The sequence below is a fragment of the Micromonospora sp. WMMA1363 genome, from assembly GCF_030345795.1.
Classification (GTDB): Bacteria; Actinomycetota; Actinomycetes; order Mycobacteriales; family Micromonosporaceae; genus Micromonospora.
Window position 1 is genome coordinate 3,293,861 of the sequence record NZ_JAUALB010000001.1, and the last position, 25,909, is coordinate 3,319,769.

Here is a 25,909-nt window from a genome sequence, read left to right on the forward strand (position 1 = left end):
CTACGCCAGTCCGCCGACGACACCGACCGGCGGTGACCCCATGACCCACCACCACCGCAACCCCGAGCAGCACACCGACTGGTGCGCCGGAGGCCACCGCTGTGGCCTCGGCGAGCACCGCTCCGACGAAATCGTGGTCGACCTGCCCGGCCGCGCCCGCGCCGTCATCCTGCGCGTGCGCACCACCACCGGCCGCGAACACGCCGAGATCCGCGTCCGCGTCGCCCTCGCCCCGACCGAGGTGGCCGCCCGCCGCCAGTTGGTCGGCCTGCTCGGCGACCTACGACACACCGTCACCCGCGCCGCCATCACCGCCCGGCCCCGACCGAGGAGAACCCCGTGAGCAACCTGCCCCGTCGTACCCTGCGCCGCCCGGATAGCCAGCGGCAGCGGGTCGACCTCCTGGCCAAACGGTTGTTGGACATCGACGCCGCCCGCCGCCGCGCCGAAACCACCGGCGACCAGCGGCTACGCGACTCGCTGCTGACCATGGCCCGCGACCTCATCAGCCAAGCCGAACCCCACGACCTGCGCTCCCTGGTCACCCGCTGGTACCTCGACCTCGGCACGGTCGCCGCCGCGCGAGCGACCAAGGACACATGACCGCCCGCCGCCAGTTGGTCGGGCTGCCCGGCGACCTACGCCAGGCCGTCACCCGCGCCGCCATCGCCGCCCGGCCCCGACCGGGGAGGGCCGCCTGATGCCCGGGGTGAACGGCCTTGAGGTGTGGCTCACCGGCACCCGAGCCGAGCTGGACGCCGCCACCGACGCACTGACCGCCGCCGGGCACCTCGTCCAACGCGGCACCCGCCACGCCCTGACCGGCACCGACGCCGGCCGCTACCGCCTCTACCTGCGACTGTCGGTCGCCGCCGCCGAGCAGCCCCGGACGGTCACCGACACCACCACCGCCGGGGGCGCGCTGATCGACCTCGCCGCCGTCCGCGCCCACCGCCGACCCGCCTGAACAGGAGACGAACCCGTGTCCGACCTGCTCACGATGGCTCTCGCCCACGCCACCCGAGGCTGGCATGTCTTCCCGCTGCGCCCCGACGACAAGCGACCAGCGTTCCCCGACCACACCACCGACGACTGCACCGAACGCGACCCGCGCTGCCGCACCGGACACGTCGGCTGGGAGGCCCGCGCCACCTGCGATCCCGACCGCATCCGGCGGGCGTGGACCGCCCGCCCCTACGGCATCGGCCTCGCGTGCGGGCCGTCCCGCCTCGTGGTGATCGACCTCGACCGGCCGAAGGACGACACCACCGGCCCGACCGGACTGGACACCCTCACCGGCCTCGCCCGGCAGCACGGGGCCGGCATCGAACCGACCTACACCGTGACCACCGGGCGGGGCGGCACCCACCTCTACTACCAGCACCCCGAGGCCGGCCCGGCGTTACGCAACACCGCCGGCAGCATCGGCCCGATGGTCGACACCCGCGCCCACGGCGGATACGTCGTCGCCGCCGGCTCCACCGTCGCCGGACGGCCCTACACGATCGACCTGGACACCGACCCCGCGCCGCTACCCGCCTGGCTGGCCGGGCTGCTGACCCCGGCGCCGCTGCCGCCGCAACGGCCGGTGGTAGTGGCGCTGCCGGGTGGGCGGGGACGGGCGTTCGTGCGGGCCGCTGTCGAGCGGGAGTGCGCGAGGGTCACCACCGCCCCGGACCACCACAACGACGCCCTGTATGTGGCGTCGGTGGCGCTCGGTCAGCTTGTCGCGGGCGGTTCGCTGTCCGCCGATGAGGCGTCTACCGCGCTGGAACACGCGGGGGATTCCGTCGGGCTGCGGCACCGGGCGGTGCTGGCCACCATCGCGTCAGGGTTCCGGGCAGGTGCCCGCCGGCCCCGGACGGTAGCCGCGTGAACGCCGCTCTACGGTTCCGCACGTGGCACGCGGTAGCTGTACTCCCGCGGCACCAGGTCTGCGGCGTCGATCAGCCAGGGCGTCGTGAACTGCGGCCGACCGGCAGTGCACACCACCGGATCGCCCGGCTGTACCTGGATTTCCGACACCACGTACAGGCCGTGGGCGGCTGCGCATTCCTTCTGATCCTGGTTGTGACGAACCTCGTTCGGGGTCAACGTCACCTCCTCGCCGCGGGTCTGCGTCCCCTTCACCTCGACGTGCAGCGCCGCGCCGTCTGGACGCGTGCACTCCAGGTCGTATCCGCGGTTGAGGTGGCCGACTCGTTCTACCTTCCAGCCGTCCTGTTCGAGCTCGTGGATTGCACAGTCCTCCGCGTACACCTCGATCGCGCGGCGGGTTGCGGAGTCGAGTTGCCGGCCCTGCGATCGCCGGACGCTGTTCCTGGCCGCGCGCCTAGCGACCGACTCTCGGGGGCGGTTCGCTTCGTTCACCGCCGCGGCGGGGCGAATGACCGGGGCCTGATACAGCTGGGCAAGCAGGGGCAGCATCGAGGCGAGATCGCCGTACAGGTGTTCATTGCCGGGTACTGCGCCGGACACGTACTCGTAGGCAATGATGTTGCCGGCCTCGTAGTTGCGGATACGTTGCCTGCTCTCGGTGCCCACGGTCGACATGCTGGCCCACGCCAGATCGATCGAGAGGCGGCCCAATGTCGCGGGCAGCGTCGCCGCGAAATCAGTGATTGCCGCCCGTGCCTCGGTCGCCCGGGTGGTGAGGACGGAACGGTTGTTGATCGGCCGCATGGCGCCGGAGCGGAACTCGCTGGTGCCCTGATTCAGGGACAGGTACACCCGCGATCCGTCGGCGGCGAACAGGTACACGAGGTAGTAGCCGCTCGTTGCGGCTGGCGAGTGAACTGGCGAATAGAGCCGGACCCAGGGCACCGGGCTGTAGTTCGACTGTCGGCCGCCTGCCTTGACGCGCACATCGAAACGGAGCTGCTCAATCGGGTTGATCTCTCCGACGGCGGCAGCGAGATCGGCTACGCAATCGCGCAGCAGGTTATCGCGCGACGTCATGGCCGGCGTCTGGTCCTTCGAGTACTCGCCGGCCAGGTCGAGAACGCGTTGCAGGTTCGTACCCAGGTCCACAGCAGTCCCCTACCCCGTGATCACGGCCGTTCCGCCGCAACGGTTCTAGCACCTGAACCGCAGTACGCGCGATACCCCATCCCACGTAGGCGGATGGGCGGCGACGCGCCTCGGGCGTCTCTCCGCATCTCCAGCGGAGCGGCGTGCAGATGAACGTACTCGACCTCTTCGCGGGGATCGGTGGCCTGTCGCTCGGGTTGCAGCGTGCCGGGATGCGCATCGTCGGACACGTCGAGATCAACCCGTTCTGCCGCGCCGTCCTACACAAGCACTGGCCGGAGGTGCCTTCCCATGACGACGTACGCACTGCCACCGCCTGGTGGCGCTCGGAGCCGCGACCGCACGTTGACGTCGTTGCCGGCGGCTACCCCTGCCAACCCGACTCGGTTGCCGGACCCCGACTCGGCAGTAACGACTCCCGATGGCTCTGGCCCGAGATGGCCGCGGTCATCGCCGACCTACAAACCTACCTGGGTCATCGGCGAGAACGTCCTCGGCCACCGAACCCGCGGACTGCCGACCGTCGTGGCTGACCTTCAACGACTCGGATACACGCCGCACGCCGGCGTTGTCCGAGCTTGCGAGATGGGCGCGCCACACCCACGGCCCCGAGTGTTCGTCCTGGCCCACACCAACAGCGCGGGACGGCCCACGCGGTGCCGGCTGGAACCAGCCGGGCCGACCCCTGTCCGAACGCGTCGGTGGCCCACTGAACCCGACGTGGGTCGAGTGGCTCATGGGCTTCCCGACCGGGTGGACCGAGTTACCGCCCTCGGCAACGCCGTCGTCCCCGCCGTCGCCGAACACATCGGCCACATCATCCTCGATCACTACGAAAGCAGGTGACGACATGACACCCGCACCACGGCTGCACCTAGTCACCGACCCGCCGACACCCGCCGATGGGCAGCCCGCGGCTGGCTCACTGTGGGATGTTCCAGTGCCCGTGACCGGGCCGAGCACCGCACCGCCGCCGTTCCCGGTCGACGTGTTCCCCCGCTGGCTCGGCGACATGGTGACCGGCGTCGCCCGGTTCACCCAGACCGATCCGGCCATGGCCGGCACCCTCGCCGTGGCGGTGCTGTCCGCGTGCGCGGGCGGCCGGTTGGAGGTGGAGCCGGTGGCCGGGTGGCGCGAGCCGGTCAACGTGTTCGCCGCCGTCATCGCCGGCCCCGGCGAGCGCAAGTCACCCGTTCACCGGGCCATGACCGCGCCGCTGTTCGCCGCGCAATCGACGCTGTCCGAGGCGATGCGGCCGAAGATTGCCGAGGCCGCCGCGCTGCGCGACATCGCCGACCGGCAAGCCGAACAGACCAAGGCCCAAGCAGCCAAGGTCAGCGACAAGCGCGACGAGGCCGCCGCCGAGGCCGTGGCCGCCGCCATCGCCGCCGAGGCCATCACCGTTCCCGGCCTGCCCCGGCTGATCGTGGACGACGCCACCCCCGAGGCCCTGATAGGGCTGATGGCCGCCAACGGCGGACGCATGGCGATCATCTCGGATGAGGGCGGCATCTTCGACACCCTCGCCGGCCGCTACTCCGGTGCTCCCAACCTGGATCCCTACCTGAAAGGCCACGCGGGGCAGCCGATGAGCAACGAACGGCAGACCCGCGAGGGTGCCTCGGTCGACAAGCCCGCGCTGACCGTCTGCGTGATGGCCCAACCGACCGTGCTGCGCAAGTTCGGCGGTAACGCCGACCTCGCCGGACGCGGCCTACCGGCCCGGTTCCTGTTCGCGCTCCCGCGCTCCCTCGCCGGCTACCGGGCCGTGGACACGCCACCGGTCGCCGAGCCGGTCACCGCCGGCTACCGACGTCGTGTGCACGACCTGGCCAAGACCCTCGCCGACTGGGAAGATCCCGCCGTCGTCGTCCTCACCGAGGAAGCCGGCCAGGTCCGGCGGGCCGCCGCCGAACAGGTCGAAGCCGAGCTACGCCCCGGCGGCAGCCTCTACGACATGCGCGAATGGGGCAACAAACTCTCCGGCGCGACGCTGCGCCTGGCCGGGCTGCTGCACGTCGCCCACCACCCCGCCGACGCCTGGCAACAACCCATCGGCGCCGACCGCATGACCGACGCCGTACGCCTCGCCGAGTTCTTCGCCGCCCACTACCGGGCCGCACTCACCACCATCGGCACCGACACCGCGATCGAGAACACCCGCTACGTGCTCGGCGTGCTCACCACCAAGGCCATGACCACCTTCACCCGCCGGGAACTGCACCGCCGCGTCATCCGCCGCCTACCAAAGTCCGATGAGGTGTCGGCCGTGCTGGCCGAGCTGGCTGCCCTCGGGTGGGTCCGCAACGGACCCGACGGCCGGTACGAACTGCACCCCCGCGCCGCCGCGGAGGACCCCGAAAGCGTTGACGCGTTGACACCGCCCCCGGATGGCGACGTTTCCGCAGGTCACGACGCCAGCGAGGGTGTCAACGGGCCGCGTTGACACCCGTTGACAGGCGTTGACACCCCGCCCGCTGTCAACGGGTGTCAACGCCTGTCAACGCCCACCGTTGACACCCCCACACCGGCTCTCATCTGCGGAAACGCCCGCACGTCGGCCGATTGTCAACGTGTCAACGCTTCCGGCACCCTCGCCGCCACACTCCGGCCCGTCGGCCGCCCGTCGATCCTCGGAAAAGGCCCGCTGAGAGCCACACAGACGCATCGACCCTATGCCTTTACACCAACCCTGCCCGGATCTTGCGTCTCCGTGACTCTCAGCGGGCCGCTCTACGCCGTTCTGCGGCGATGTCTCCCCATCCCTCCACAAGTGACCCTCGCCGACCGGAAGGCCCTCACCGTGCGAATCAGGCTGCACGGCACACCCGCTGAAACAGCCGCAGCGCTGGCCGCCCTCGCCCATGTGCTGCACATCCGCTCCGTCTCCCGGCCCTACCCCGACCGCCGATCCCCGCTGTTCCAGCGCATCTACCTCCACGCCACCCCGAGGGAGGACACCCGCCAATGACCATCCGCCGCACCCCCACCGGCAACCTGCTCACCCTCGCCGAGGTCCTGGACGAACTCCGCGTACCCCGGTCGACCTTCTTCCGCTGGAAGGCCACCGGCCGCGCCCCCAAAACCATCAAGTACCCCAACGGCAGCCTGTACGTCCGCCGCCGCGACCTGGACAACTGGATCGACGACCACGAAGAGGCAGCATGAGCAGCTACGACGTACGGGTGTGGAGCATCCTCCCGAACCGCAGCCAGAAAAAGCCCAGCTACTCCGTTCGCTGGTTCGTCGCGAAGAAGCCGTTCCGGAAGACCTACGCGACGCGGGCGCTCGCCGAAAGCTTCCGTGCCAAGCTGATCGTTGCGCAGCGGGAAGGCGTTGCGTTCGATGAGGTCAGCGGCCTGCCCGAGCCGATGGCGCGAGCGCTCAACACCCGATCGTGGTACGAGCACGCCGCGGCCTACGTCGACATGAAGTGGCCCCGCGCGTCGGCCAAGCACCGCAAGGGCATCGCCGAGACGCTGGCCACCGTCACCCCGGCACTGCTCGCGACCGACCGGGGCGTGCCCAGCGACAAGGCGCTACGGGCCGCGCTCTACGGGTGGGTCTTCAACAAGGCACGCCGAGACGCTGGGGAACCACCCGCCGACCTCGCCGCCACCGTGCGCTGGCTCACGGCCAACACCGTCGACCTGGCCGCGCTCGCCGACGCCGGGTTGGTGCGGAAGGCGCTCGACACGCTTGCCCTGCGAATGGACGGTGCCGCCGCGTCGGCCAGCACGATCGCCCGCAAGCGGGCCGTCTTCTCCGGGGCGTTGAAGTACGCCGTTGAGCTGCGGCTACTCGACGCGCACCCGATGTCTCTGGTGAGCTGGACCGCGCCGAAGACGGCCGATGAGGTCGACCGGGGGGCGGTGGTCAATCCCGATCAGGCGCGAGCGCTGCTCGCCGAGGTGGGGCGCTCCGTGCCCGAACTGGAAGCGTTCTTCGGATGCATGTACTACGCCGCTCTGCGCCCCGAAGAGGTGCTTCACCTGCGGGAAGACGAGTACGAGCGGCCCGCTCGGCGTGGGGGGTGGGGCGTACTGCACCTCACCGGCTCGACGGTGGCCGTCGGCCGCGATTGGGGCGACGGAGACGACACCGCCGAAGATCGAGAGTTGAAGCACCGCGCCAAGGCGGCCACGCGGGACGTTCCGGTGCCGCCGCCGCTCGTGCGGCTGCTCGACCACCACGTCAAGGAGTACCCGCCCGGATCGAACGGCAAGCTGTTCGTGACCCGGCGCGGCCCCGGTGGGCGATACGTGCCCACCGCCGGCCAGCCCATCCCGAACAACACCTACGGGAAGGCATGGCGGGACGCACGGGCAAAGGTGCTCACGGCGGCTCAGCAGCGCTCGCCGCTGGCCCGCCGTCCCTACGACCTGCGCCACGCGGCCGTGTCGCTCTGGCTCAACGCCGGAGTACCGGCTACCCAGGTCGCCGAGTGGGCCGGGCACAGCGTGAACGTCCTCATGCGGGTCTACGCGAAGTGCGTCTACGGCCAGGAGGAAGCCGCCCGCCGCCGGATCGAGGCCGCGCTAGGAGGTGCGAAAACGCCGACGCGAATACGACGCGACCGGCGAGATCGAGCGGACCAGAGCAGGACTGAGTGAGACTCACGAAAGAGGCCCCTGACCGGCGTTCGCGCTGGTCAGGGGCCTCTTTGTGCACCTGGTGGCGGGTAGAGGATTCGAACCTCTGTAGCTTTCGCGACGGATTTACAGTCCGCTCCCATTGGCCGCTCGGGCAACCCGCCAGGGTGCTCACCGCGTCACGACGCGGCAGCGGAAGCAAGGATAGCGGTTACTCCCGGCGTAGGTGCAACCGGGTACCGTCAGGGGGTCGCACCGCTGGTCAGCGGCGCACATACCAGGACAGACCGCCCGGACAAACAGGAGCATCAGCATGGCAGCCAACCCGTCGTTCGACATCGTGAGCAAGGTCGACCGCCAGGAGGTCGACAACGCCCTCCGGCAGGCGGAGAAGGAGCTCGCGACGCGGTTCGACTTTCGGGGCACGGGCGCCGAGATCTCCTGGTCGGGCGAGGAGGCGATCAGCCTCCAGGCGGAGACCGAGGAGCGGGTTCGGGCCGCACTGGATGTCTTTCGGGAAAAGCTGGTCAAGCGGAACATCTCGCTGAAGTCGCTGGACGCCGGCGATCCGCGCTCGTCTGGCAAAACCTTCAAGATCGACTGCAAGGTCGTCCAGGGCATCGACTCGGACAAGGCCAAGGCGATCAGCAAGAAGATCCGTGACGAAGGCCCGAAGGGCGTCCAAGCCCAGATCCAAGGCGACCAGCTCCGCGTCACCGGCAAGAAGAAGGACGACCTCCAGACTGTCATCAGCATGCTGAAGGGCGAGGACTTCGGCGTGGCTCTCCAGTTCACCAACTACCGGTAACAAGGGCTACGGCCGGCCTGATGATCGGGCCGGCCACGCCGTTTCACCTGGGCGAACACCGTCATCGGGGTTTGTGGTTACCCACGATCGGCCTCCGACGGCCTGGGTTGACCAGGACCGGACCTGGTCCTCGTCGAGCCACTCACAGCCGGCACGCCCCGGCCCGCTCCGGCCCCTCGCGTGACAGGTCTGGATGACGGGTGGGCGCGTCGCTGGCCGGTGTCGGCGGGTGCAACCACGTCGGCGGGTCCGGGCGGGCTCGGTGAGTCCCGGCGCGCCACCCGGGACTGGTGATCTCGGGTCGCCGGCCGCCACCGCCCGCTGACATGAACACCGGGTACGCGGGAAGACGCAGCCGGAGTGTGGGCCGAGGGGGGAGGCGGGGATCGGGAGCAACGGGTCGATCGACGGGGCGGCCAGCGGTCCGGCCTTACCCCGGCAGGCCGTGACGCGTCTGCTGGTCGTGCTCGCCGCGGCGACCGGTTGCCTCGACGTGTTCTGCGTGACTCAGCTCGGCGGGTTCTTCGCCAGTGTGGTCACCGGTAACCTGGTCCGATCCGGCCACGCGCTTGTCGCCCTGGACGCACGTCCGCTGGTGACTGGGGCAACAGCGGTCAGCGGCTACGCCGTCGGCGTGGCCGGCGGCACACTGCCGCTGCGCCGCGCCGTGCCGGGCTGGCGTCTGCGTACCGAGGTGGTGATGGCGCTCGAGGCGGTGGTGCTGGTCGCCGTCGCGGCGGGTTGGTGGGCCAGCGACGGCCGCCCCGCGCGCGCCACCGCGCTGACGCTGCTTTTCGGCGCGGCCGCGGCGACCGGGATGCAGGGCATCGTGACCATCGGCTCCGGGATCCCGGGGGCGAACACCACGTACCTGACGGGCTCACTGACCACCGTGGTACAGGGCGTGGTGCTCGATCCACACCGGCTCTTCACCGGGACGGGTGGCATCGTCCGGCTGCTGGGGCTGTTCGCCGGCGCGGTGCTCGGCTCGGCAACGCTCCGGGTCGCGCCGCTCTTGGCACCGGCCGTGGCGGCGGCCCTCGTGCTGGTCGTCGTCTCGGTCGCCGTGAGCATCGGGCGCCGGACAGCTCGGTCCACCTCCGAACGGCAGCAGGGATGAGCCCCGGACGGCTACCGGACGGCGATGGTTTAGTCGGTCAGTCCTCACCCTGACGTACCGCCCCGGTTGACCGGTGTTCCAGGCTGCGGCCTGGTCTGCTTGCTCAGCGGGCGAAGGCGAGCAGCAGGATCACCGTGAGGATCGCGCTGATCAGGACCGAGGCCAGGCACCCGAGCCGGTTCGAGAAGAAGACGAACACGGGATGAAGGTACCCGCCGCGGCGCGGATCAGGCGGGAACGGTTGGTGTCGGTGCGCACCCCGCGCCCGGTGGACTCGGGGTGCGCAGGTGTCGATGGGTCAGCGGTACTGGACCGGGCCAGCGCTGGCGGCCATCCGCTCCAGCCGGGCGACCCGCTCCTCCATCCGAGGGTGGGTGGAGAAGAGCGCGGCTAGCCCGCCGTCCTTGAACGGGTTGTCGATCATCAGGTGGGCGGTGCTGGTGAGCTGGCCCTGAGGCGGCAACGGGCGTGCCTGCGTGCCCACGTGGATCTTCCGCAGGGCACTGGCGAGGGCCAGCGGGTCGCGGGTGAGCTGGGCGCCGGAGGCGTCCGCCTGGAACTCCCGGCTGCGGCTGATCGCGAGCTGGATGAGCGAGGCCGCGATCGGGCCCAGGATGATCGTCAGCAACAGCACCGCCGGGTTTGGGCCGTCCTCGTCGTCTCCACCACCGAGCGGGATGAAGAACGCCAGGTTCGCCAGCATGGTGATGATACCGGCCAGGCCGGCCGCCACGCTGGAGATGAGGATGTCTCGGTTGTAGACGTGGGACAGCTCGTGCCCGATCACCCCGCGTAGCTCACGGTAGTCCAGGATTTCGACGATCCCCTGGGTGACGCAGACGGCCGCGTTCTGCGGGTTCCGGCCGGTCGCGAAGGCGTTGGGCTGCGACGTCGGGCTGACGTACAGGCGGGGCATCGGCTGCCGCGCCTCGGTGGCCAGTTCCCGCACCATCCGGTACAGCTCGGGGAACTGTGCCTCGCTGACCGGTTGCGCCCGCATCGCGCGCAGCGCGAGCTTGTCGGAGTAGAAGTAGCTGACGCCGTTCATCACCAGCGAGATGGCGACGGCGACGACCAGTCCGCCACTGCCACCGAACCAGTAGCCCACCGCCAGGATCAACGAGGTGAGCAGGCCGAGCAGCGCGGCGGTCTTCAGACGGTTGTGGTGCACGATCACTCCTTCGGTGCACGAATCGCACGGGATCCGCTGACCGGTTCAACAACACCGGTACCCGTCAACCATCCGTCCTATGGCTGTGAAATGCCTGGGAGTGCGGCCAGCGACCGCGCAGGTCAGCGGGCGGCGAGGTCGAGGACGAGCTGCGGTGCGACGCCGATCACCAGGGCCACCGCCGTGGCCGCCACCAGCACCGCCGCGACGGACCACCCCCGCCCGGCCGGCGGCGCGGCCCCGCCGGGCACCGGAGACGCGGCGGCGACCGCACCAGGGCCGGCGGCCCAGAGCGAGCTGGTGACCTTCAGGTAGTAGGCGAGGGCGAACACGGCGTTGACCGCGACCACCAGGGCGAGCCAGCCGGCGCCGCCGTCGAGCAGCGACCGGACCACTGTCACCTTGGCGAAGAGACCGGCCAACCCCGGCGGGAGGCCGGCGAGGCCGATCAGTGCCAGCGCCAGCGCGGCCGCAGGCCACGGACGCCAGCGCGCTGCGCCGCGCAGGTCGTCGAGCGTGCCGCCGTCCGCCCCGGCGGGGCGCAGGGCGACGACGGCCGCGAAAGCCGCCAACTCCAGTACGACGAAGAAGATGGTGTACGCGACGGCAGCCGTGTAGGCGACGGCGCGGGCGTCGGCGGTGCGGCCCGCGGCGAAGGCCAACGCGCCGAGCGGGGCGAGAATGTAGCCGGCCTGGGCCACCGACGACCAGGCAAGCAGCCGGACGGTCCGCCGCTGGCGCAGCGCCACCAGGTTGCCCACGGTCATGGTGAGCACCGCAAGCAGGGCGAGCACCGGGCCGGTGACCTCGGCGGGCAGGGCCTGCCGCAGCACCGCCAGCAGGGCCACCACCCCGCCCAGCTTCGAGACGGTCGACAGGTACGCGGCCACTGGCAGCGGGGCGCCGTCGTAGGTGGCCGGCGCCCAGGCGTGGAACGGCACCGCCGCCACCTTGAACGCCAACCCCAGCACGAGAAGCGCCACGGCGGTGGCCGCCAGCGGCAGGTCCAGCAACTCCGGCCGCTCGGCGAACGCCTCCCCGAGCCGCCCGACGTGCAGCGCTCCGGTGGCCGCGTAGAGCAGGGCCGCCCCGAGCAGCGTGAGCGTGGTGGCGACCACGCTCACCACGAAGAAGGTTACCGCCGCGTCGATGCTTGCCAGGCTCCCCCGGCGCAGCCCGACCAGGACGTACAGCGGCAGGGTGAGGGTCTCCAGGGCCACGATCAGCGTGATCAGGTCACCGGCCGCGCCGAGCACGACGCCGCCGGTCATCGACGCGGCGAGGAGGAAGCAGTATTCCCCCACCGGCGATGTCCCGGTCCGCAGCAGCGGCCCGGACAGCCCCAGCACGCCCAGGGTGAGCAGCGCGACGACCACGGCGACCAGGGCCGCCCTGGCGCCGAAGACGTACGAGCAGCCGGCCTCGACGCAGAAGGTGCGGCGCTCACCGCCGCCCCCCACGAGGACAGCGCCGACCGCCGTGGCGCTCGCTCCCAACGCGGCGACGGCGACGGTGACCCGGGCACGGGCGACCAGCAGGTCGGCGAGCAACACCAGCACGGCCGTCCCGGCGGCCAGGTACGCCGGAAGCAGGGCCACGCTGTCGACACTCTGCACGGCGTTCATGTCCGCCCCTCCGACGACACGTCGAACCGGCTCACGGCAGGACCTCCACCAGGGCGGCCACCGGGGCCTCGGCGACGCCGAGCACCAGGGTCGGGGCCAGGCCGACGGCGAGCGCGAGCAGCACCAGCGGTGCCCAGGCGGCCAGCTCGGCACGCGCCACGCCCGGGCGCAGCGACGCCACGGCCGGGCTGGGCCGCCCGTGGGTGACCCGGCGCAGCAGCCGAAGCAGGTACGCGGCGGTCAGCGCCCCGCCGAACGCCGCCAGCACGGCGAGCGTGGTCCAGAGCGCCCCGCCGACCTGCACCGCGGCGACCACGGCGAACGCCTCCCCCCAGAAGCCGGCCAGGCCGGGCAGCCCGAGCGAGGCGATGGCGGCGAAGCCGAGCAGCCCGGCCAGTCGGGGTGCGGTCTCCCGCAGCCCGGCCAGGTCGGCCAGGTCGCCGGTGTGCGTCCGGTCCTTCACCGCCCCGGCGAGGAAGAACAGCAGGCCGGTGATGACTCCGTGCGCGATGTTGCCGATCAGGGCCGCCTGGAGGCCGGTGGCGGTGAGCGTGGCGACCCCGAGCAGCACGAAGCCCATGTGCCCCACGCTGGAGTACGCGATCAGCCGTTTCAGCTCGGTCTGCGCCAGGCACACCAGGGAGCCGACCAGGATCGCCGCGACGGCGAGCATGCCGAGCACCGGCGCCGCCCAGCGGGCGCCCTCGGGAGCGACCCCCACCGCGATCCGGATCAGGCCGTACGTGCCCATCTTGAGCAGGACCCCGGCGAGGATCACGCTGCCCACGGTGGGTGCCTGGGTGTGCGCGTCGGGCAGCCAGGAGTGCAGCGGCCAGAGCGGACTCTTCACCGCGAAGGCGATCGCCAGCAGGGTGAACGCGGCGAGCTGGGTGCCGCGGGACAACCCGCCGCCGCCGCTGAGCGCCACCACGTCGGCGGTGCCGGCGGCGGCGACCACGACGAAGACCCCGACCAGCAGCAGCACCGAGCCGAACAGCGTGTAGAGGGCGAACTTTCCGGCCGCCCGCCGTCGGTCTGGCCCGCCCCAGCCGGCGATCACCGCGTACATCGGCAGGAGGACGACCTCGAAGAAGACGAAGAACAACACCAGGTCGAGGGCGAGGAAGGTGCCGACGATGCCGACCTCGATCACCAGCAGCAGCGCGACCAGCGCCCGGCCGCTGCCGCCCGCCGGGACCTGCCACAGCGTGTAGCCGCAGCACAGCAACGTCAGCAGTGCGGTCAGCACCACCAGCGGCCAGGAGATCCCGTCGACGCCGAGCTGGAAGCGCAGGTCCAGGCCCGGCACCCAGGGCAGGTCGAGCCGGTGCCAGGGACGCACGGCGGGCGCGCTGTCGCCGTGGCCGAACCAGCCGCCGTCCCGGTCAGCCGCCAGGGGCAGCGTGGCCAGCAGGGTCAGCGCGGCGGCGACCGTGCCCACCACCCGCGCCGCCCGGTCGTGCGGCGTGGCCGCCACCGCCGCCGCAGCGAGCGCCGGCACCGCCAGGACCGCCACCAGCAGGAAATCCCCGACGCTCACGGGGCCTCCTCAGCTCGCGACTGCGGGGCTCGCAACACCAGCTCACTCCTCGCGCTCACGAGACCCCCCCGATCACGGCGGCGGCCAGTCCGATCAGCAGCGCGCCGGCGAGCACACCGGCGGCTGCCCTGGGCAACGCGGCCCGGTGCAGCATGGCCAGCGAACCGCCGAGGCCGGACGCGGCCCGGCCGCTGCCGGTGACGGCGCCGTCCACCACCACCTCGTCCGCGGTCCGCGTGGCGGCGGCGAGCGCCGTCACCGGGCGTACGACCAGGGCGTGCTGGAGGTCGTCGAGCCGGAACGCGCGGGCGAACACCGGCTGGAGCGGACCCAGCGCGGCGGCCGGGTCGCCGGTCGGGTCGCGGCGCCAGCTCGCCCAGGCGAGCCCGACCCCGACGGCGAGTAGCGCGAGTGGCAGCAGCACCGCCGGGCCGAGGTGGACCAGCGGCTCCGGCGGCAGCAGGTCCGACGGGTGCTCCGCGGCTGTCGGGGACGCCGGCCGGAGCCGGTCGGCGAACGCCCCCGCGAATCCGGCCAGGCCGAGCAGGGCGGCCGGGACGGCGAGCAGCAGCACCGGCCAGCGCATCACCGCCGGCGGGTCGTGCGGTCGGAGCAGCGGGGTGCGGGCCGCGCCGAGGAACGTCCGCAGCAGGAGTCGGGTGGCGTACCAGGCGGTGACCACGACGCCGGCCAGGGCGGCAAGCCAGACCAGCCAGGCCACCCAGAGCGGTGCCGGGCCGGCACCGTGTGCGGCGTCCTCGGCCGCGTACAGGACACCGTCCTTGCTGAAGAAGCCGGCGAGCGGGGGAAGGCCGGCCAGCGCGCCGAGGCCGATCACCGTGCACCAGAACGTCACCGGCATCGTGCGGCGCAGGCCGCCCATCCGGGACATCAGCGTGGTACCGGTCGCGTGGATCACCGCGCCGGCGGCGAGGAACAGCAACGCCTTGAAGGCGGCGTGGGTGAGCAGGTGGAACAGTGCGGCCGACGGGGCGCCGACGGCCAGCGCGCCGGTCATGTAGCCGATCTGGGAGACCGTCGACCAGGCGAGTACCCGCTTGAGGTCGTCCTGTGCGGTGGCGGCGAACGCGCCGAGCAGCAGGGTGATCGAGGCGAGCACGCCGAGCACGGCCAGCGCGACCGGCACCTGCGCGAAGAGCGGGAACAGGCGAGCGACCACGTACACGCCGGCGGCCACCATCGTCGCCGCGTGGATCAGCGCGGAGACCGGGGTCGGGCCGGCCATCGCGTCCGGCAGCCAGGTGTGCAGCGGGAACTGGGCGCTCTTGCCGGCCACCCCGGCGAGCAGGAGCAGGCAGGCGGCAGTGAGCGTGCCGGTGGCGTGATCGTGGGTGAGCACGTCGGCGATCCGGAAGCTGCCCGCGGAAACGCCGAGCAGCGCGATGCCGAGCAGGAAGCCGACATCACCCACCCGGGTGACCAGGAAGGCCTTCACCGCGGCGGCGGGGGCCCCCGGCAGCCGCCGGTCGTGCGCGATCAGCAGGTACGAGCAGACGCCCATCACCTCCCAGCCGACCAGCAGCAGGATCAGGTCACCGGAGACCACCACCAACAGCATCGCGGCGGTGAAGAGGCTGACCTGGGCGGCGTACGGCGGGTACCGGTGGTCGACGTCGAGGTCGTCGTGCGGGCCGCGCTTGAGGTAGCCGATCGAGTAGACCTGCACCGCCAGGGCCACGGCGGCGACCGCGACGGCCACCAGCGCCACCGTCCCGTCCAGCCGGACACCGAGGGTGACGGTCAGCCCGCCCAGGTCGATCCAGGTCCGAGCGGCCGCGGTGGGTGCGTCGAGGGTGGTCAGCAGGGCCACCGCGAGGGCCAGCGACACCGCGGCGCCGCCGACGCCGAGCGTGATCGCCGCCCGGCGGGCCGGTGCCTCACCGGTGGTCGAGCCCCGGGGCGACGGTGGCAGCAGCAGGCCGAGCAGACCGAGGACCAGCGGTACGACCGGCAGCAGCGCGGCGAGCAGGACGGGTGCGCTCACCGGTTCTCCCCGATCGTCTTCTCCCGGACCGTCCCGGTGCCGGTCGAGCCGATGGCACCGGTGGCCGGTGCGGGATCGCCGTCGGCCGGGGACTCGGTCAACGGCACCTCGTCGACCGCGACGCTGGCGCGCAGCCGGTAGAGCTGGAGCACGATGGCCAGCCCGACCCCCACCTCGGCGGCGGCCAGCACGATCACGAAAAGCGCGAAGACCTGGCCGCCGTGCGGCAACTGCGACCGGACCGTGGTGTCGGCGGTCACCAGGATCAGGTTCACCGCGTTGAGCATCAGCTCCACCGCCATCAGCACGAGGACGGCGTTGCGGCGGCGGAGCACGCCGTACACGCCGAGGCCGAACAGCAGGGCGGCGGTGAGGTACGGGATGACCGGCCTCACCGCGACCGCCCGCCCTCGCCGGCCCGGAATCCGGGCCGGCCGGCGCGGTCGGCCGGTGACCGGCCGATGTCGGGCCGGGACAGGATGATCGCCCCCACCAGTGCGGCGAGCAGCAGCACCGACAGCACCTCGAACGGCAGCACCCAGCTGCGGAAGATCTGGTCGCCGATGCGGTCCGCCGTGCCCGCCGCGGGCAGCTCGACCGCCGACCAGCGGTACGCGTCGACCAGCAACGCGGCCAGTCCGAGCCCGGTGCCCCCGCCGATCAGGGCAGCCGGCCAGCCTGGCCGGTCCAGATCGTCGGAGGCGCCGATCGGGGCGCGGGTGAGCATCACGGCGAACAGCAGCAGCACCACCACCGCCCCGACGTAGATCAACACCTGCACCCAGGCCACCAGCTCGGCGGTGAGCACCAGGTACATCCCGGCCACCGCGCCGAGACAGACCACCAGATAGAGGCCCGCCCGGACCAGGTGCCGCGTGGCCACCACCAGCGCGCCCGACCCGACCGTCACCGCGCCCAGGGCGAGCAGCAGCACGTCCGCGGCGGTCATGGCGTGGCACCTTCCCCGTCCCCGGCGGGACCGCGCTCGGGGCGTACCGGTGGCGCGGCCGGACGGTCGGCGGAGCTTGCCGGGACCGCCGCCTTGCGCGCGGCGGCGGTCTCCTCCTTGGCCGGCTCGCCGTTCCGGTCGTGCGCGGGCGGCGGTGGGACGGTGCCCATCCACTGCCCGAGGTGGTCCTTGTCGTGCAGCAGGTCCCTGATGTCGTACTCGGCGTACTCGAACTCGGGTGACCAGTAGAGCGCGTCGAACGGGCAGACCTCGATGCAGATGCCGCAGTACATGCAGAGCGAAAAGTCGATGTCGAACCGGTCGAGCACGTTGCGTTGGCGGGGGCGGGCGGCGCCGGGCACCGCCAGTTCTTCCTTGTGCGAGTCGATGTAGATGCACCAGTCTGGACACTCACGGGCGCAGAGCATGCAGACCGTGCAGTTCTCCTCGAGCAGTGCGATCACCCCGCGGGAGCGCGGGGGCAGCTCGGGGGCGACGTCCGGGTACTGCTGGGTGGTCGAGCGGCGGGTCATCGTCTTCAGCGTGACCGCCAGCCCCTTGGCCAGGCCCGCACCGGGCAGGCCGCGCCCGCCGGCCCCGTCGCCCGGATCGGTGCGCTCGCTGCGGTCGGTCATGCCGACCATCCTGCCCTGTGCCCCCGACACGCGCGACCACCACCCGGGCATCCCCGGCGGTACGGTGACCGTTGGGAGATCGACATCTCGTCAGCCGGATCCCGCCCCGGTACCGCTGCCCCTGCCCGGCGTGGGTGGGAGCAGCTCGACGCCGAGCTGTTGAAGGAGCTGGAGCAACTCGTTGCAGCTCCACATGTCGAGGATCCGGCCGGCGTCGTCGAAGCGCAGGAACGTCGCTCCCGAGTAGCTGACGACCTGGCCGGTCGGCGGCACCGGGCCGAACCGGCCGGCCTGGGTGCCGGCCGCCCGCCAGTGCACGGCGACCCGGTCGGCGGTCGCCACCAGGTCCACGATCTTGTAGCGCAGGTCCGGGAAGGCCGCTCGCCGGTCCCGGTGCCAGGCCAGTGTCGCCTCCGGGCCGGCGCCACCGCCGAGTCCGGGGCACTCCGGCGCGATCAACTCGTACGCCGACTCCTCGCGCCCCGCGTTCCACACGTCGGCGACGAACCGCCGCGCCGCCGCCTCCACATCGGTCACCGCGGCAGCGTAGCCCGGTGACCCGCCTGACGCGTCGACCCATGGGTCGGACGATCCGCAGTCGACGCGACGGGCCGCGGCACGGCGGCCATGATGGAACGGGGTTCGGCGAGGAGCGGAGGACGGTGTGGGTGGCGCGACCGAGGGCTCGGCGAACAGCGACGACGAGGTGCGGGCCGGCGGGACGTACGTCGTTCCGGGTGCCGAGTTCACCCGGGACCAACGCTACATCGCCACCCGGATCACCGTCGGCGGCCGGGACGGCTGGCCGGTGGAGCCGGGGCGGTACCGGCTGGCGGTGAGCCGCGCCTGCCCGTGGGCGAACCGGCTGATCATCGTCCGGCGGCTGCTCGGGCTGGAGGACGCCATCTCGATGGCGGTGGCCGGCCCAACGCACGACAAGCGAAGCTGGACGTTCGACCTCGACCCCGGCGGACGGGATCCGGTGCTCGGCATCGAGCGGCTGGCGGAGGCGTACTTCGCGCGCTTTCCCGGCTACGACCGGGGCATCACCGTGCCGGCGATGGTGGACGTGCCGACCGGGCAGGTGGTGACCAACGACTACGCGCAGCTGAGCCTCGACCTGTCGACGGAGTGGACGGCGTACCACCGCGATGGCGCGCCGGACCTCTACCCGGAGCCGCTGCGCGACGAGATCGACGAGGTCAACGGACTCGTCTTCGCCGACGTCAACAACGGCGTCTACCGCTGCGGCTTCGCCGGCAGCCAGTCGGCGTACGAGCGGGCCTACCAGCGGCTGTTCGACCGGCTGGACTGGTTGCGCGACCGGCTCGCCGGACGCCGTTACCTGGTGGGGGACACGATCACCGAGGCGGACGTACGCCTGTTCACCACGCTGGTCCGGTTCGACCCGGTCTATCACGGCCACTTCAAGTGCAACCGGAGCAAGCTGACCGAGATGCCGGTGCTGTGGGCGTACGCGCGGGACCTGTTCCAGACCCCCGGCTTCGGCGACACGATCGACTTCGACCACATCAAGCGGCACTACTACGAGGTGCAGCGGGACGTCAACCCGACCGGCATCGTCCCGCTCGGCCCCGACCTGTCCAACTGGCTCGCCCCACACGGCAGGGCGGAGCTGGGCGGTCGCCCCTTCGGCTACGGCACACCCCCACCGCCCCCACTCCCGACCGAACGCGTCGCCCCCACCCACACCCCCCGCCCCTGACCCACCCACCCCGTCCCCGCTCCGCGCCGGCACGTTGGGTCGCCAGGCGGCGGGCTTCGTCTCCCATCGAGGCAGCAGCGCACCGGGTCACCGCGGGTTACAGCGCGACGCGGACGGCGGCGGTGAGGACGAGCTGAGCCAGGGAGGCGGGGACCAGGACCAGCCAGCAGAGGCGCTGGAGCTGGTCCTCGCGCAGGCGGGGGTAGCTCACCCGGAGCCAGATGATCACGAAGCTGACCGCGGCGACCTTGAGCAACGTCCAGAGCCAGCCGAGCTGCGCGTCCGCGAACGGACCATGCCAGCCGCCGAGGAACAACACCGTGGTGAGCGCGGCGATGACCACGATCCCCACGTACTCGGCGAGCAGGAACAACGCGAATCGCAGCCCCGCGTACTCGGTCAGGTAGCCGAACACCAGTTCCGAGTCGGCGATCGGCATGTCGAACGGCGGCCGCCGGATCTCGGCGAGCCCCGCGACGAAGAATACGATCATGGCCGGTGCCTGCCAGAGCAGCCACCACGGCTGCCACGCCTCGACGATGCCGGGGAGGCTCAGCGTGCCGGCGGCCATCGCCACCGACGCCGCGGCGAGCACCAGCGGCAGCTCGTAGCCGAGCAGCTGGGCCGCGCCGCGCAGGCCGCCGAGCAGACTGTACTTGTTGGCCGACGCCCAGGCGGACATCAGCACCGCCACCACGCCGACGCCGACCACCGCCAGCACGAAGAACAGCCCGATGTCCAGCGGCTGCCCGACCAGGTCCCCCGGGCCGAGCGGGATGACCAGCAGCACCAGCAGGTAGGGCACCAGGGCGACCGCCGGGGCTAGGCGGAACACCGGCCGATCCGCCGCGCGGGGTGTCACGTCCTCCTTCTGAACGAACTTGACGCCGTCGGCGACAAGTTGGGCCCAGCCGTGAAAGCCGCCGGCGTACATCGGGCCGAGCCGCCCCTGCATGTGCGCCATCACCTTGTGCTCGGCCTGGCCGACCAGCAGCGGCAGGATGAGGAAGGCGACCAGTACGCCGCCCACCCGCAGCAGCAGCTCCACCCACAGCGGCATCAGGCCGTCCCTCCGTCGTCGGCCCGCTCGGTCGCCGCCGGACCGTGCGGCGACGGCCGGTCGGCGGGTGGGCCGGAGCGGACCGGACCGTCACCGGGGCCGCCGGTGGCCCCCGGCAGCGGCCCGGGGTCCGCCGCCCGGTCACCGCGCCCGGTCGGGCCGGTCTTCGGGGCCCGACCGTCGACAGGGGTCGATCCCGCCCCGGTGCCGGCCGTCCCTGGCGTCCGCGCCGGACGGGCACCCGACGCGGACCGGGCGGGCCGTTCGCGGGCCGGGCGGGCGGGGGCGCCACCACGTGGGCCCGCGCCGACGCCGGCCGCCCCGGCGGGCGTGGGCGTGGTGCCCCACTCCCCCGGCGCCGGTACGCCCGGCGGGCGGATCGGCCGGCGACCACCGCCCGCCTCCGACTCGCCCGGTTCCTTCGCGCCCGGCCAGGGCTTCGCCACCCGGGAGGCGAGGACGAACTCCTTCCGCAGCGGATGCCCTTCGAACTCCGGGGGCAGCAGCAGCGGTTTCAGGTCGGCGTGGCCGGTGAAGTCGATGCCGAACATCTCGTGCGTCTCGCGCTCGTGCCACGCCGCGCCCGGGAAGACGGCGACCGCCGAGGGGATCGTCGGCGCCTCGCGGGGCACCCTGGTCCGCAGCAGGGCACCGTGCCGGTGGGCGGTGGACCACAGGTGGACCACCACGTCGAACCCGCTCGCCAGCTCGTCCACCGCGGACAGCCAGTCGAAGAAGTCGCAGGCCAGTGCGGCGTCGTCGCGGGCCACGCGGAGCGCGTCGAGCCAGTTCGCCGGCGGTACGTCGACGGTGGCGCGGGTGTGTGCCTGGCCGCCCGAGACCGACGTGCTGACCTCAGTCGGTGCGAGCAACTCGGCCAACCGCTGGCCGACCTGGTCCGGAGTCATGCCGCTGATCCTAGGCCCGCCGGACCGGTGCCGGCCGAGCCGAGCCGCCCGCATCTGCCGCATTCGGCGCCCGGACGGGCACCGCCGGGGAAAGATGAGAGCCGTGCGCGCTGTGACTGTGTCTCCCGGTGTCCCCGACTCGCTTCGGCTCGACGGTGCCTGGCCCGAGCCGGCAGCCGAGGAGGGCGCGATCCTGGTCGAGGCGCTGGCGGTGGGCGTGTGCGGCACCGATCAGGAAATCATCGCCGGGCACCACGGCGAGGCTCCGCCCGGGCAGGAACGGCTGGTCATCGGGCACGAGTCGCTGGGTCGGGTGCTGGAGGACCCGACCGGCACCCGGCAACCCGGTGACCTCGTCGCCGGTATCGTCCGGCACCCCGACCCGGTGCCCTGCCCGAACTGCGCGGTCGACGAGTGGGACATGTGCCGCAACGGGCGGTACACCGAGCGCGGCATCAAGGGCCTCCCCGGCTTCGCCCGGGATCGGTGGCGGGTGCAACCCAAGTTCGCCGTCGGGCTCGACCACGTCCTCGCCCCGGTGGGAGTCCTCCTGGAGCCGACCAGCGTGGTCGCGAAGGCGTGGGACCACATCGAGCGGATCAGTGCCCGCGCCGAGTCGAAACCGCGGACCGTGCTGGTCACCGGCGCCGGGCCGATCGGCCTGCTCGCCGCGCTGCTCGCCACGCAGCGCGGGCTCTCCGTGCACGTGCTGGACCGAAACACGACCGGGCCGAAGCCCGACCTGGTCCGGGCGCTGGGTGCCGACTACCACACGGTGACGGTGAACGAGCTGACGTTCCAGCCGGACGTGGTGGTGGAGTGCACCGGCGCGCCGGTGGTGGTGCTGGACGCGATGTGTAAGGTCGGGCCGACCGGGATCGTCTGCCTGACCGGTGTCTCCAGCGGTGGCCGGACCATCGACTTCGACGCCGGGGCGCTGAACCGGGCGATGGTGCTGGAGAACAACGTGGTCTTCGGCTCGGTCAACGCCAACCGCCGGCACTGGGACCAGGCCGCCCACGCGCTCGCCCAGGCCGACCAGTCCTGGCTCAACTCGCTGATCACCCGACGTGTGTCGATGTCCGACTTCGCGCAGGCGTATCAGTACTCGGGCGAGGACATCAAGGTGGTGCTGGACTTCACCACCTGACACCCGCGCGGGGCGTGGCCTGGCGTCAGGAAGGGTCCCTTGCCGCAGGGCGTCAGGACGGGCCCTACCTGCTCGTCACAGCCGCCCGTTGCGGAACGCGTCCACGAAGAGCTGGTGATCGGCCCGGACGCGGACGCCGTACGCGTGGGCGAAGTCGACCAGGTACGCGACGAACCGGTCGGTGTCCTCGCCCACCGCGGCGACGATCGCCTCCTCGGTGGAGTAGTCGACCAGGTCGTGGCTGGACTCGTCGTCGGCCACCGAGTGCATCCGGGCCACCGCGTGCCCCAGGTGGCCGAGCACGCCGGCCAGTTCCTCCGGCTCGTTGACGTCGGACCAGTCCAGGTCGGCGGCGTACGGGGAGACCTCCGCGACGAGCTGCCCCACCTCGTCCAGCTCGGTGAAGCCCAGCCACGGGTCCGCGTACGCCTGGAGGGCCCGCTGGGACTCGGCCGTGCGGTGCCCCTGGTGCCGGAAGTAGCCGCGGACCGACTCGTCGGTGACGTGCCGCGCCACCGCCGGCACCTGCGCCTGCTTCATGTAGAGGACGACGTCGTTCTCCAGAGCCTCGGTGTGCCCCTCCAGCAGCAGGTTGTACGACGGGAGGCCGGCCGAGCCGATGCCGACGCCCTTACGCAGCACCACGTCCTTGATCTGCGCGGCGACCGGACGGGGCTTCGCCGCCGACGGCGGGCGGGTGTCCAGGTAGTTCTCGTAGGCGGCGCAGACCTTGTCCCGGGTGCGTCGGTCGATCTCGAAGACGCCGTCGCCGACGGAGAACCGCCGCTCGTAGTTGTCGATGGTGGTCTGGGTGGCCAGCAGGTCGACCCGGGTGTTGAGACGGGCCTGCTGGAGCACCCGCAGCAGCGCCCCGTCGGCGGTGGCCAGGGTGATCGAGCCGATCGCGTCGTCCCCACCGACGGCGATGCCGCGTAGCTCGGCCAGGTACGACCGGGCGAACGCACCGACCAGGTCGGTGATCGCGGCGTCGGAGAGCGCCTTGGCGTACCCGAGCAGCGCCACGCTGGCCACGAAACGCTTCAGGTCCCACGAGAAGGGCCCGACGTACGCCTCGTCGAAGTCGTTGACGTTGAACACCAGCCGCCCGGAGGCGTTCATGTAGGTGCCGAAGTTCTCGGCATGCAGGTCGCCGTGGATCCACACCCGGCCGGTGCGCTCGTCCAGGTACGTGTCGTCGGCGAAGTCTCCGCGCTGGTCGGCGTAGAAGAGGGCGGCGCTGCCCCGGTAGAAGGCGAACGGCGACGCCGCCATCTTGCGGAACTTACGGCGGAACGCCGCCGGGTCGAGCGCCATCGGCTCCCCGAACTCTTCGGTGAGCACGTCGACGATGAAGGCGGAACGCCGTTGCGCGGACTGGGTCATGGGCGCACGTTAGCGTGGGCGCACCACCCGTACCGTCGGCCGTCAGGACGGGGCGGGTGGGCGGATCGGCGGGGCGGTCAGCGATTCTGTGGAGCGAGCCGCGATGCCGTCGCGGGGCGGCGCGTCGACCGGCGGGGCGAGCACGTCGGGGCGGGAGACGCCGCCGACACCGGAGCCCTCCGCAGCGATCTTCTCCTGCAGGCGCAGGATGCCGTGCAGCAGCGCCTCCGGCCGGGGCGGGCAGCCGGGCACGTACACGTCGACCGGGATGAGCTGGTCGACGCCTTTGGTGACCGAGTAGGAGTCCCAGTACGGCCCGCCGCAGTTGGAGCAGGCGCCGAAGGAGATGACGTACTTCGGCTCCGGCATCTGGTCGTAGAGCCGTTTGATCGCCGGCGCCATCTTGTCGGTGACCGTACCGGAGACGACCATGAGGTCGGCCTGCCGAGGGCCGTGGGCGAACGGAATCACTCCGAGGCGCATGAAGTCGTGCCGGCTCATGCTGGTGGCGATGAACTCGATGGCGCAGCAGGCGAGGCCGAAGTTGAAGACCCAGAGCGAGTAGCGCCGGCCCCAGTTCAGCACGAACCGGATCGGCTCGCCGAGTACCGCCGGCAACTGCACCTCGGCCTCCCTCGTGTGTTCCCGGTCTGACAGTCAACCACAACGCCCTGGCGGCATTCTCCGCAACCGTTACCGGTGGCGTGATGTGTGCCGGGCGGGGCAGCACCGCCGGCCGGTCCGGTGTCACCACGTGGGACGCTGAAGCAGCCCGACGAACTCGACCAGCAGCCGTTCCCGCAGCGCGGTCGGGGCGGCGTTGAGCAAACTGTGCACGGTCGCCATCCGGGCCGGTGTCGGCCCGGGGCCGGCCCCGAGACCGAGCCCGGCAGCCAGCTTCTCGAAGACCTCCGGGGTGAGCGCGTCCGGTTTCAGGGCGGTTGCCAGGGCGAGCAACTCCTCGGGCAGCCGGACCGGACCGGCGGACCGAGTCGCCGCGACGGCGTCGGCGAGGTCCGGACCGAAGTCGGCCACCCGCGGGGCGACCGAGGCGGTCACCGTGAGGTGCACGTTCGGCGGCAGGTCGGCGTACGCGAGCTGGGGCTGGGTGTGCCAGCCCCGGGCGGCCAGCTCGTCGACGAGCACGAAGAGGTCCAACTCCGGGTCGGTGCTGGTGAAGCAGACGACGGTCGACTCGGGCTCGGTCATCAGCCGCAACCCGGGGACGGCACGCACGGCGTCGGCCAGCCCGGCCACGGCGTCCCGGGTCTGCTCGGCCAGCCGCAGGTACCCGTCCTCCCCCAGGTGCCGGAGGGTGGCGTACGCGGCGGCGATCGGCCCACCGGAACGGGTCGACGCGATCACCGGATTGATCATCACGTAGCCGGGCCACTCGGCGTACGCGAAGTACTGCGGTGTTCGGAGCGCCGGATCCCGGTGCAGCAGGACGGAGACGCCCTTCGGCGCGTACGCGTACTTGTGCAGGTCGACCGAGATCGAGGTGACCCCGGGCACGGCGAAGTCGAACGGCGGCACCGGCTCGCCGAGGCGGCGCAGCCAGGGCAGGGTCCATCCGCCGAAGCACGCGTCGACGTGGCAGCGCACCCCGGCGCGGGCGGCTACCTCCGCGATCTCGGTGACCGGGTCGATGACGCCGTGCGCGTACGACGAAGCGGACGCCGCGACCAGCACCGTCTCGGGGCGGATCGCTGCGGCGACGGCGGCCGGGTCGGGGCGCAGCGTCTGCGCCGACACCGGCACGGTGTCCAGGGCCACCCGCAGGTAGTGGGCTGCCTTGGCGAACGCGGCGTGGCCGCTGGCCGGCACCACCATCCGGGGTTCGGCGATCTCCGGATGGGCGTCGCGGGCCGTCTTCACCGCCAGGATCAGCGACTCGGTGCCGCCACTGGTGACGCTGCCCACCACGTCCGGCGCGGTGGTGCCCGCGCCGCCGCCGAGCAGCCCGGCCGCGGCGCCGACCAGCGCGTTCTCCATGGCGAGCAGGGACGGGAAGGCGGTTGGGTCGAGCCCGTTGACGTGGGCGCTCTCGGCGTGGGCGGCGGTGGCCAGCGCGTCGAGCCCCGGCACCGCCGGGTCGTACACGTACGCGAACAGTCGCCCGCCGTGCGTGGGCTGGTCCGCACCCCGCAGCGCCCGGATCTCTTCCAGCACCTGCACGGCAGGCAGTCCGTGTTTGTCGATCATGG

At 72.1% G+C, this 25,909-nt stretch carries 26 protein-coding genes, 1 tRNA gene and 2 pseudogenes; 14 read left to right on the forward strand and 15 right to left on the reverse strand.

From position 1 onward, the window contains the following. Nucleotides 1-40: 40 nt before the first annotated feature. From QTQ03_RS15210 to QTQ03_RS15225, 4 genes are all read left to right on the forward strand, one after another. Nucleotides 41-343, forward strand: a complete 303-nt coding sequence (locus QTQ03_RS15210; RefSeq protein WP_289280838.1) for a hypothetical protein — start codon at nucleotides 41-43, stop codon at nucleotides 341-343. After that, complete coding sequence (locus tag QTQ03_RS15215; RefSeq protein WP_289278613.1) at nucleotides 340-603, forward strand: hypothetical protein; 264 nt, start codon at nucleotides 340-342, stop codon at nucleotides 601-603. The genes QTQ03_RS15210 and QTQ03_RS15215 overlap by 4 nt, the downstream gene beginning before the upstream one ends. A 97-nt stretch (nucleotides 604-700) precedes the next feature. After that, complete coding sequence (locus tag QTQ03_RS15220; protein ID WP_289278614.1) at nucleotides 701-967, forward strand: hypothetical protein; 267 nt, start codon at nucleotides 701-703, stop codon at nucleotides 965-967. Nucleotides 968-982: 15 nt separating this feature from the next. After that, a complete protein-coding gene (locus tag QTQ03_RS15225; RefSeq protein ID WP_502889761.1) occupies nucleotides 983-1,876 on the forward strand; it encodes a bifunctional DNA primase/polymerase in 894 nt (297 codons plus the stop codon). An 8-nt stretch (nucleotides 1,877-1,884) separates the two neighbouring features. On the opposite strand, the gene QTQ03_RS15230 is transcribed toward QTQ03_RS15225, so the two are convergent. Next, nucleotides 1,885-3,030: an MrcB family domain-containing protein gene (locus tag QTQ03_RS15230; RefSeq protein ID WP_289278615.1), complete on the reverse strand. Its 1,146-nt coding sequence runs from the start codon at nucleotides 3,028-3,030 to the stop codon at nucleotides 1,885-1,887. 149 nt (nucleotides 3,031-3,179) lie between these two features. Here QTQ03_RS15230 and QTQ03_RS15235 point away from each other — a divergent pair, with 149 nt between their 5' ends. From QTQ03_RS15235 to QTQ03_RS15260, 6 genes and pseudogenes are all read left to right on the forward strand, one after another. Beyond that, nucleotides 3,180-3,563 (forward strand): DNA cytosine methyltransferase, encoded by a 384-nt coding sequence (locus QTQ03_RS15235; RefSeq protein WP_289280839.1) that lies wholly within the window; start codon nucleotides 3,180-3,182, stop codon nucleotides 3,561-3,563. Then, nucleotides 3,544-3,876 carry a DNA cytosine methyltransferase gene (locus tag QTQ03_RS15240; RefSeq protein WP_289280840.1) on the forward strand — a complete coding sequence of 111 codons (333 nt, stop codon included), beginning with the start codon at nucleotides 3,544-3,546 and terminating at the stop codon, nucleotides 3,874-3,876. The genes QTQ03_RS15235 and QTQ03_RS15240 overlap by 20 nt, the downstream gene beginning before the upstream one ends. Nucleotides 3,877-3,880: 4 nt before the next feature. Next, on the forward strand, nucleotides 3,881-5,476 hold the full coding sequence (locus QTQ03_RS15245; RefSeq protein ID WP_289278616.1) for a YfjI family protein: 1,596 nt from the start codon (nucleotides 3,881-3,883) through the stop codon (nucleotides 5,474-5,476). A gap of 327 nt (nucleotides 5,477-5,803) precedes the next feature. Continuing rightward, a complete protein-coding gene (locus tag QTQ03_RS15250) occupies nucleotides 5,804-6,001 on the forward strand; it encodes a hypothetical protein (RefSeq protein WP_289281034.1) in 198 nt (65 codons plus the stop codon). Next, nucleotides 5,998-6,198, forward strand: a complete 201-nt coding sequence (locus QTQ03_RS15255) for a helix-turn-helix transcriptional regulator (protein ID WP_289278617.1) — start codon at nucleotides 5,998-6,000, stop codon at nucleotides 6,196-6,198. The genes QTQ03_RS15250 and QTQ03_RS15255 overlap by 4 nt, the downstream gene beginning before the upstream one ends. Further along, nucleotides 6,195-7,639, forward strand: a pseudogene (locus QTQ03_RS15260) (tyrosine-type recombinase/integrase). The gene QTQ03_RS15255 and the pseudogene QTQ03_RS15260 overlap by 4 nt, the downstream one beginning before the upstream one ends. 63 nt (nucleotides 7,640-7,702) lie before the next feature. Here the strand turns inward: QTQ03_RS15260 and QTQ03_RS15265 are convergent. Beyond that, a tRNA-Tyr gene (locus QTQ03_RS15265) sits at nucleotides 7,703-7,786 on the reverse strand. 149 nt (nucleotides 7,787-7,935) lie between these two features. Between QTQ03_RS15265 and QTQ03_RS15270 the strand changes: the two genes are divergently transcribed. Then, on the forward strand, nucleotides 7,936-8,430 hold the full coding sequence (locus QTQ03_RS15270) for a YajQ family cyclic di-GMP-binding protein (RefSeq protein WP_289278619.1): 495 nt from the start codon (nucleotides 7,936-7,938) through the stop codon (nucleotides 8,428-8,430). Between the two features lie 385 nt (nucleotides 8,431-8,815). Beyond that, complete coding sequence (locus tag QTQ03_RS15275) at nucleotides 8,816-9,550, forward strand: YoaK family protein (RefSeq protein WP_289280841.1); 735 nt, start codon at nucleotides 8,816-8,818, stop codon at nucleotides 9,548-9,550. Nucleotides 9,551-9,848: 298 nt separating this feature from the next. Here QTQ03_RS15275 and htpX read toward each other — a convergent pair whose 3' ends face one another. The 8 genes from htpX to QTQ03_RS15315 form a co-directional block, all read right to left on the reverse strand. Next, nucleotides 9,849-10,721 (reverse strand): zinc metalloprotease HtpX, encoded by an 873-nt coding sequence (gene htpX / locus QTQ03_RS15280; protein ID WP_289278620.1) that lies wholly within the window; start codon nucleotides 10,719-10,721, stop codon nucleotides 9,849-9,851. A 122-nt stretch (nucleotides 10,722-10,843) separates the two neighbouring features. Further along, on the reverse strand, nucleotides 10,844-12,346 hold the full coding sequence (locus QTQ03_RS15285) for an NADH-quinone oxidoreductase subunit N (protein WP_289278621.1): 1,503 nt from the start codon (nucleotides 12,344-12,346) through the stop codon (nucleotides 10,844-10,846). A gap of 31 nt (nucleotides 12,347-12,377) precedes the next feature. Further along, a complete protein-coding gene (locus tag QTQ03_RS15290; RefSeq protein ID WP_289278622.1) occupies nucleotides 12,378-13,886 on the reverse strand; it encodes a complex I subunit 4 family protein in 1,509 nt (502 codons plus the stop codon). 55 nt (nucleotides 13,887-13,941) lie between these two features. Then, the gene (locus QTQ03_RS15295; RefSeq protein WP_289278623.1) at nucleotides 13,942-15,891 is read right to left on the reverse strand and encodes an NADH-quinone oxidoreductase subunit 5 family protein; all 1,950 of its coding nucleotides are present in this window, start codon (nucleotides 15,889-15,891) and stop codon (nucleotides 13,942-13,944) included. Then, a complete protein-coding gene (gene nuoK, locus QTQ03_RS15300) occupies nucleotides 15,888-16,286 on the reverse strand; it encodes an NADH-quinone oxidoreductase subunit NuoK (RefSeq protein ID WP_289278624.1) in 399 nt (132 codons plus the stop codon). The genes QTQ03_RS15295 and nuoK overlap by 4 nt, the downstream gene beginning before the upstream one ends. Next, nucleotides 16,283-16,840, reverse strand: coding sequence for an NADH-quinone oxidoreductase subunit J family protein (locus tag QTQ03_RS15305; RefSeq protein ID WP_289278625.1), 558 nt, complete (start codon nucleotides 16,838-16,840; stop codon nucleotides 16,283-16,285). Before QTQ03_RS15305 ends, nuoK begins: the two co-directional genes overlap by 4 nt. Next, on the reverse strand, nucleotides 16,837-17,484 hold the full coding sequence (locus tag QTQ03_RS15310) for a NuoI/complex I 23 kDa subunit family protein (protein WP_289280842.1): 648 nt from the start codon (nucleotides 17,482-17,484) through the stop codon (nucleotides 16,837-16,839). The genes QTQ03_RS15305 and QTQ03_RS15310 overlap by 4 nt, the downstream gene beginning before the upstream one ends. A gap of 81 nt (nucleotides 17,485-17,565) precedes the next feature. After that, complete coding sequence (locus tag QTQ03_RS15315) at nucleotides 17,566-18,012, reverse strand: ester cyclase (RefSeq protein WP_289278626.1); 447 nt, start codon at nucleotides 18,010-18,012, stop codon at nucleotides 17,566-17,568. A 127-nt stretch (nucleotides 18,013-18,139) separates the two neighbouring features. On the opposite strand from QTQ03_RS15315, the gene QTQ03_RS15320 reads away from it, so the two are divergent. Beyond that, a complete protein-coding gene (locus QTQ03_RS15320; protein WP_289278627.1) occupies nucleotides 18,140-19,201 on the forward strand; it encodes a glutathione S-transferase family protein in 1,062 nt (353 codons plus the stop codon). A gap of 97 nt (nucleotides 19,202-19,298) precedes the next feature. On the opposite strand, the gene QTQ03_RS15325 is transcribed toward QTQ03_RS15320, so the two are convergent. Together QTQ03_RS15325 and QTQ03_RS15330 are read right to left on the reverse strand one after the other, a co-directional pair. After that, on the reverse strand, nucleotides 19,299-20,261 hold the full coding sequence (locus QTQ03_RS15325; protein ID WP_289278628.1) for a complex I subunit 1/NuoH family protein: 963 nt from the start codon (nucleotides 20,259-20,261) through the stop codon (nucleotides 19,299-19,301). 311 nt (nucleotides 20,262-20,572) lie between these two features. Beyond that, nucleotides 20,573-21,169, reverse strand: a pseudogene (locus QTQ03_RS15330) (NADH-quinone oxidoreductase subunit C); the annotation flags it as partial. 103 nt (nucleotides 21,170-21,272) lie between these two features. Here QTQ03_RS15330 and QTQ03_RS15335 point away from each other — a divergent pair. Further along, complete coding sequence (locus tag QTQ03_RS15335) at nucleotides 21,273-22,319, forward strand: glucose 1-dehydrogenase (RefSeq protein WP_289278629.1); 1,047 nt, start codon at nucleotides 21,273-21,275, stop codon at nucleotides 22,317-22,319. 75 nt (nucleotides 22,320-22,394) lie between these two features. Here the strand turns inward: QTQ03_RS15335 and QTQ03_RS15340 are convergent, their stop codons facing one another. The 3 genes from QTQ03_RS15340 to QTQ03_RS15350 all read right to left on the reverse strand — a co-directional run bounded on the left by QTQ03_RS15340 (nucleotide 22,395) and on the right by QTQ03_RS15350 (nucleotide 25,907). Further along, nucleotides 22,395-23,702: a DUF2252 domain-containing protein gene (locus tag QTQ03_RS15340; RefSeq protein WP_289278630.1), complete on the reverse strand. Its 1,308-nt coding sequence runs from the start codon at nucleotides 23,700-23,702 to the stop codon at nucleotides 22,395-22,397. 42 nt (nucleotides 23,703-23,744) lie between these two features. Beyond that, nucleotides 23,745-24,326: an NADH-quinone oxidoreductase subunit B gene (locus QTQ03_RS15345; RefSeq protein ID WP_289278631.1), complete on the reverse strand. Its 582-nt coding sequence runs from the start codon at nucleotides 24,324-24,326 to the stop codon at nucleotides 23,745-23,747. Between the two features lie 123 nt (nucleotides 24,327-24,449). Beyond that, the gene (locus QTQ03_RS15350; protein ID WP_289278632.1) at nucleotides 24,450-25,907 is read right to left on the reverse strand and encodes a pyridoxal phosphate-dependent decarboxylase family protein; all 1,458 of its coding nucleotides are present in this window, start codon (nucleotides 25,905-25,907) and stop codon (nucleotides 24,450-24,452) included. Nucleotides 25,908-25,909 lie beyond the last annotated feature (2 nt).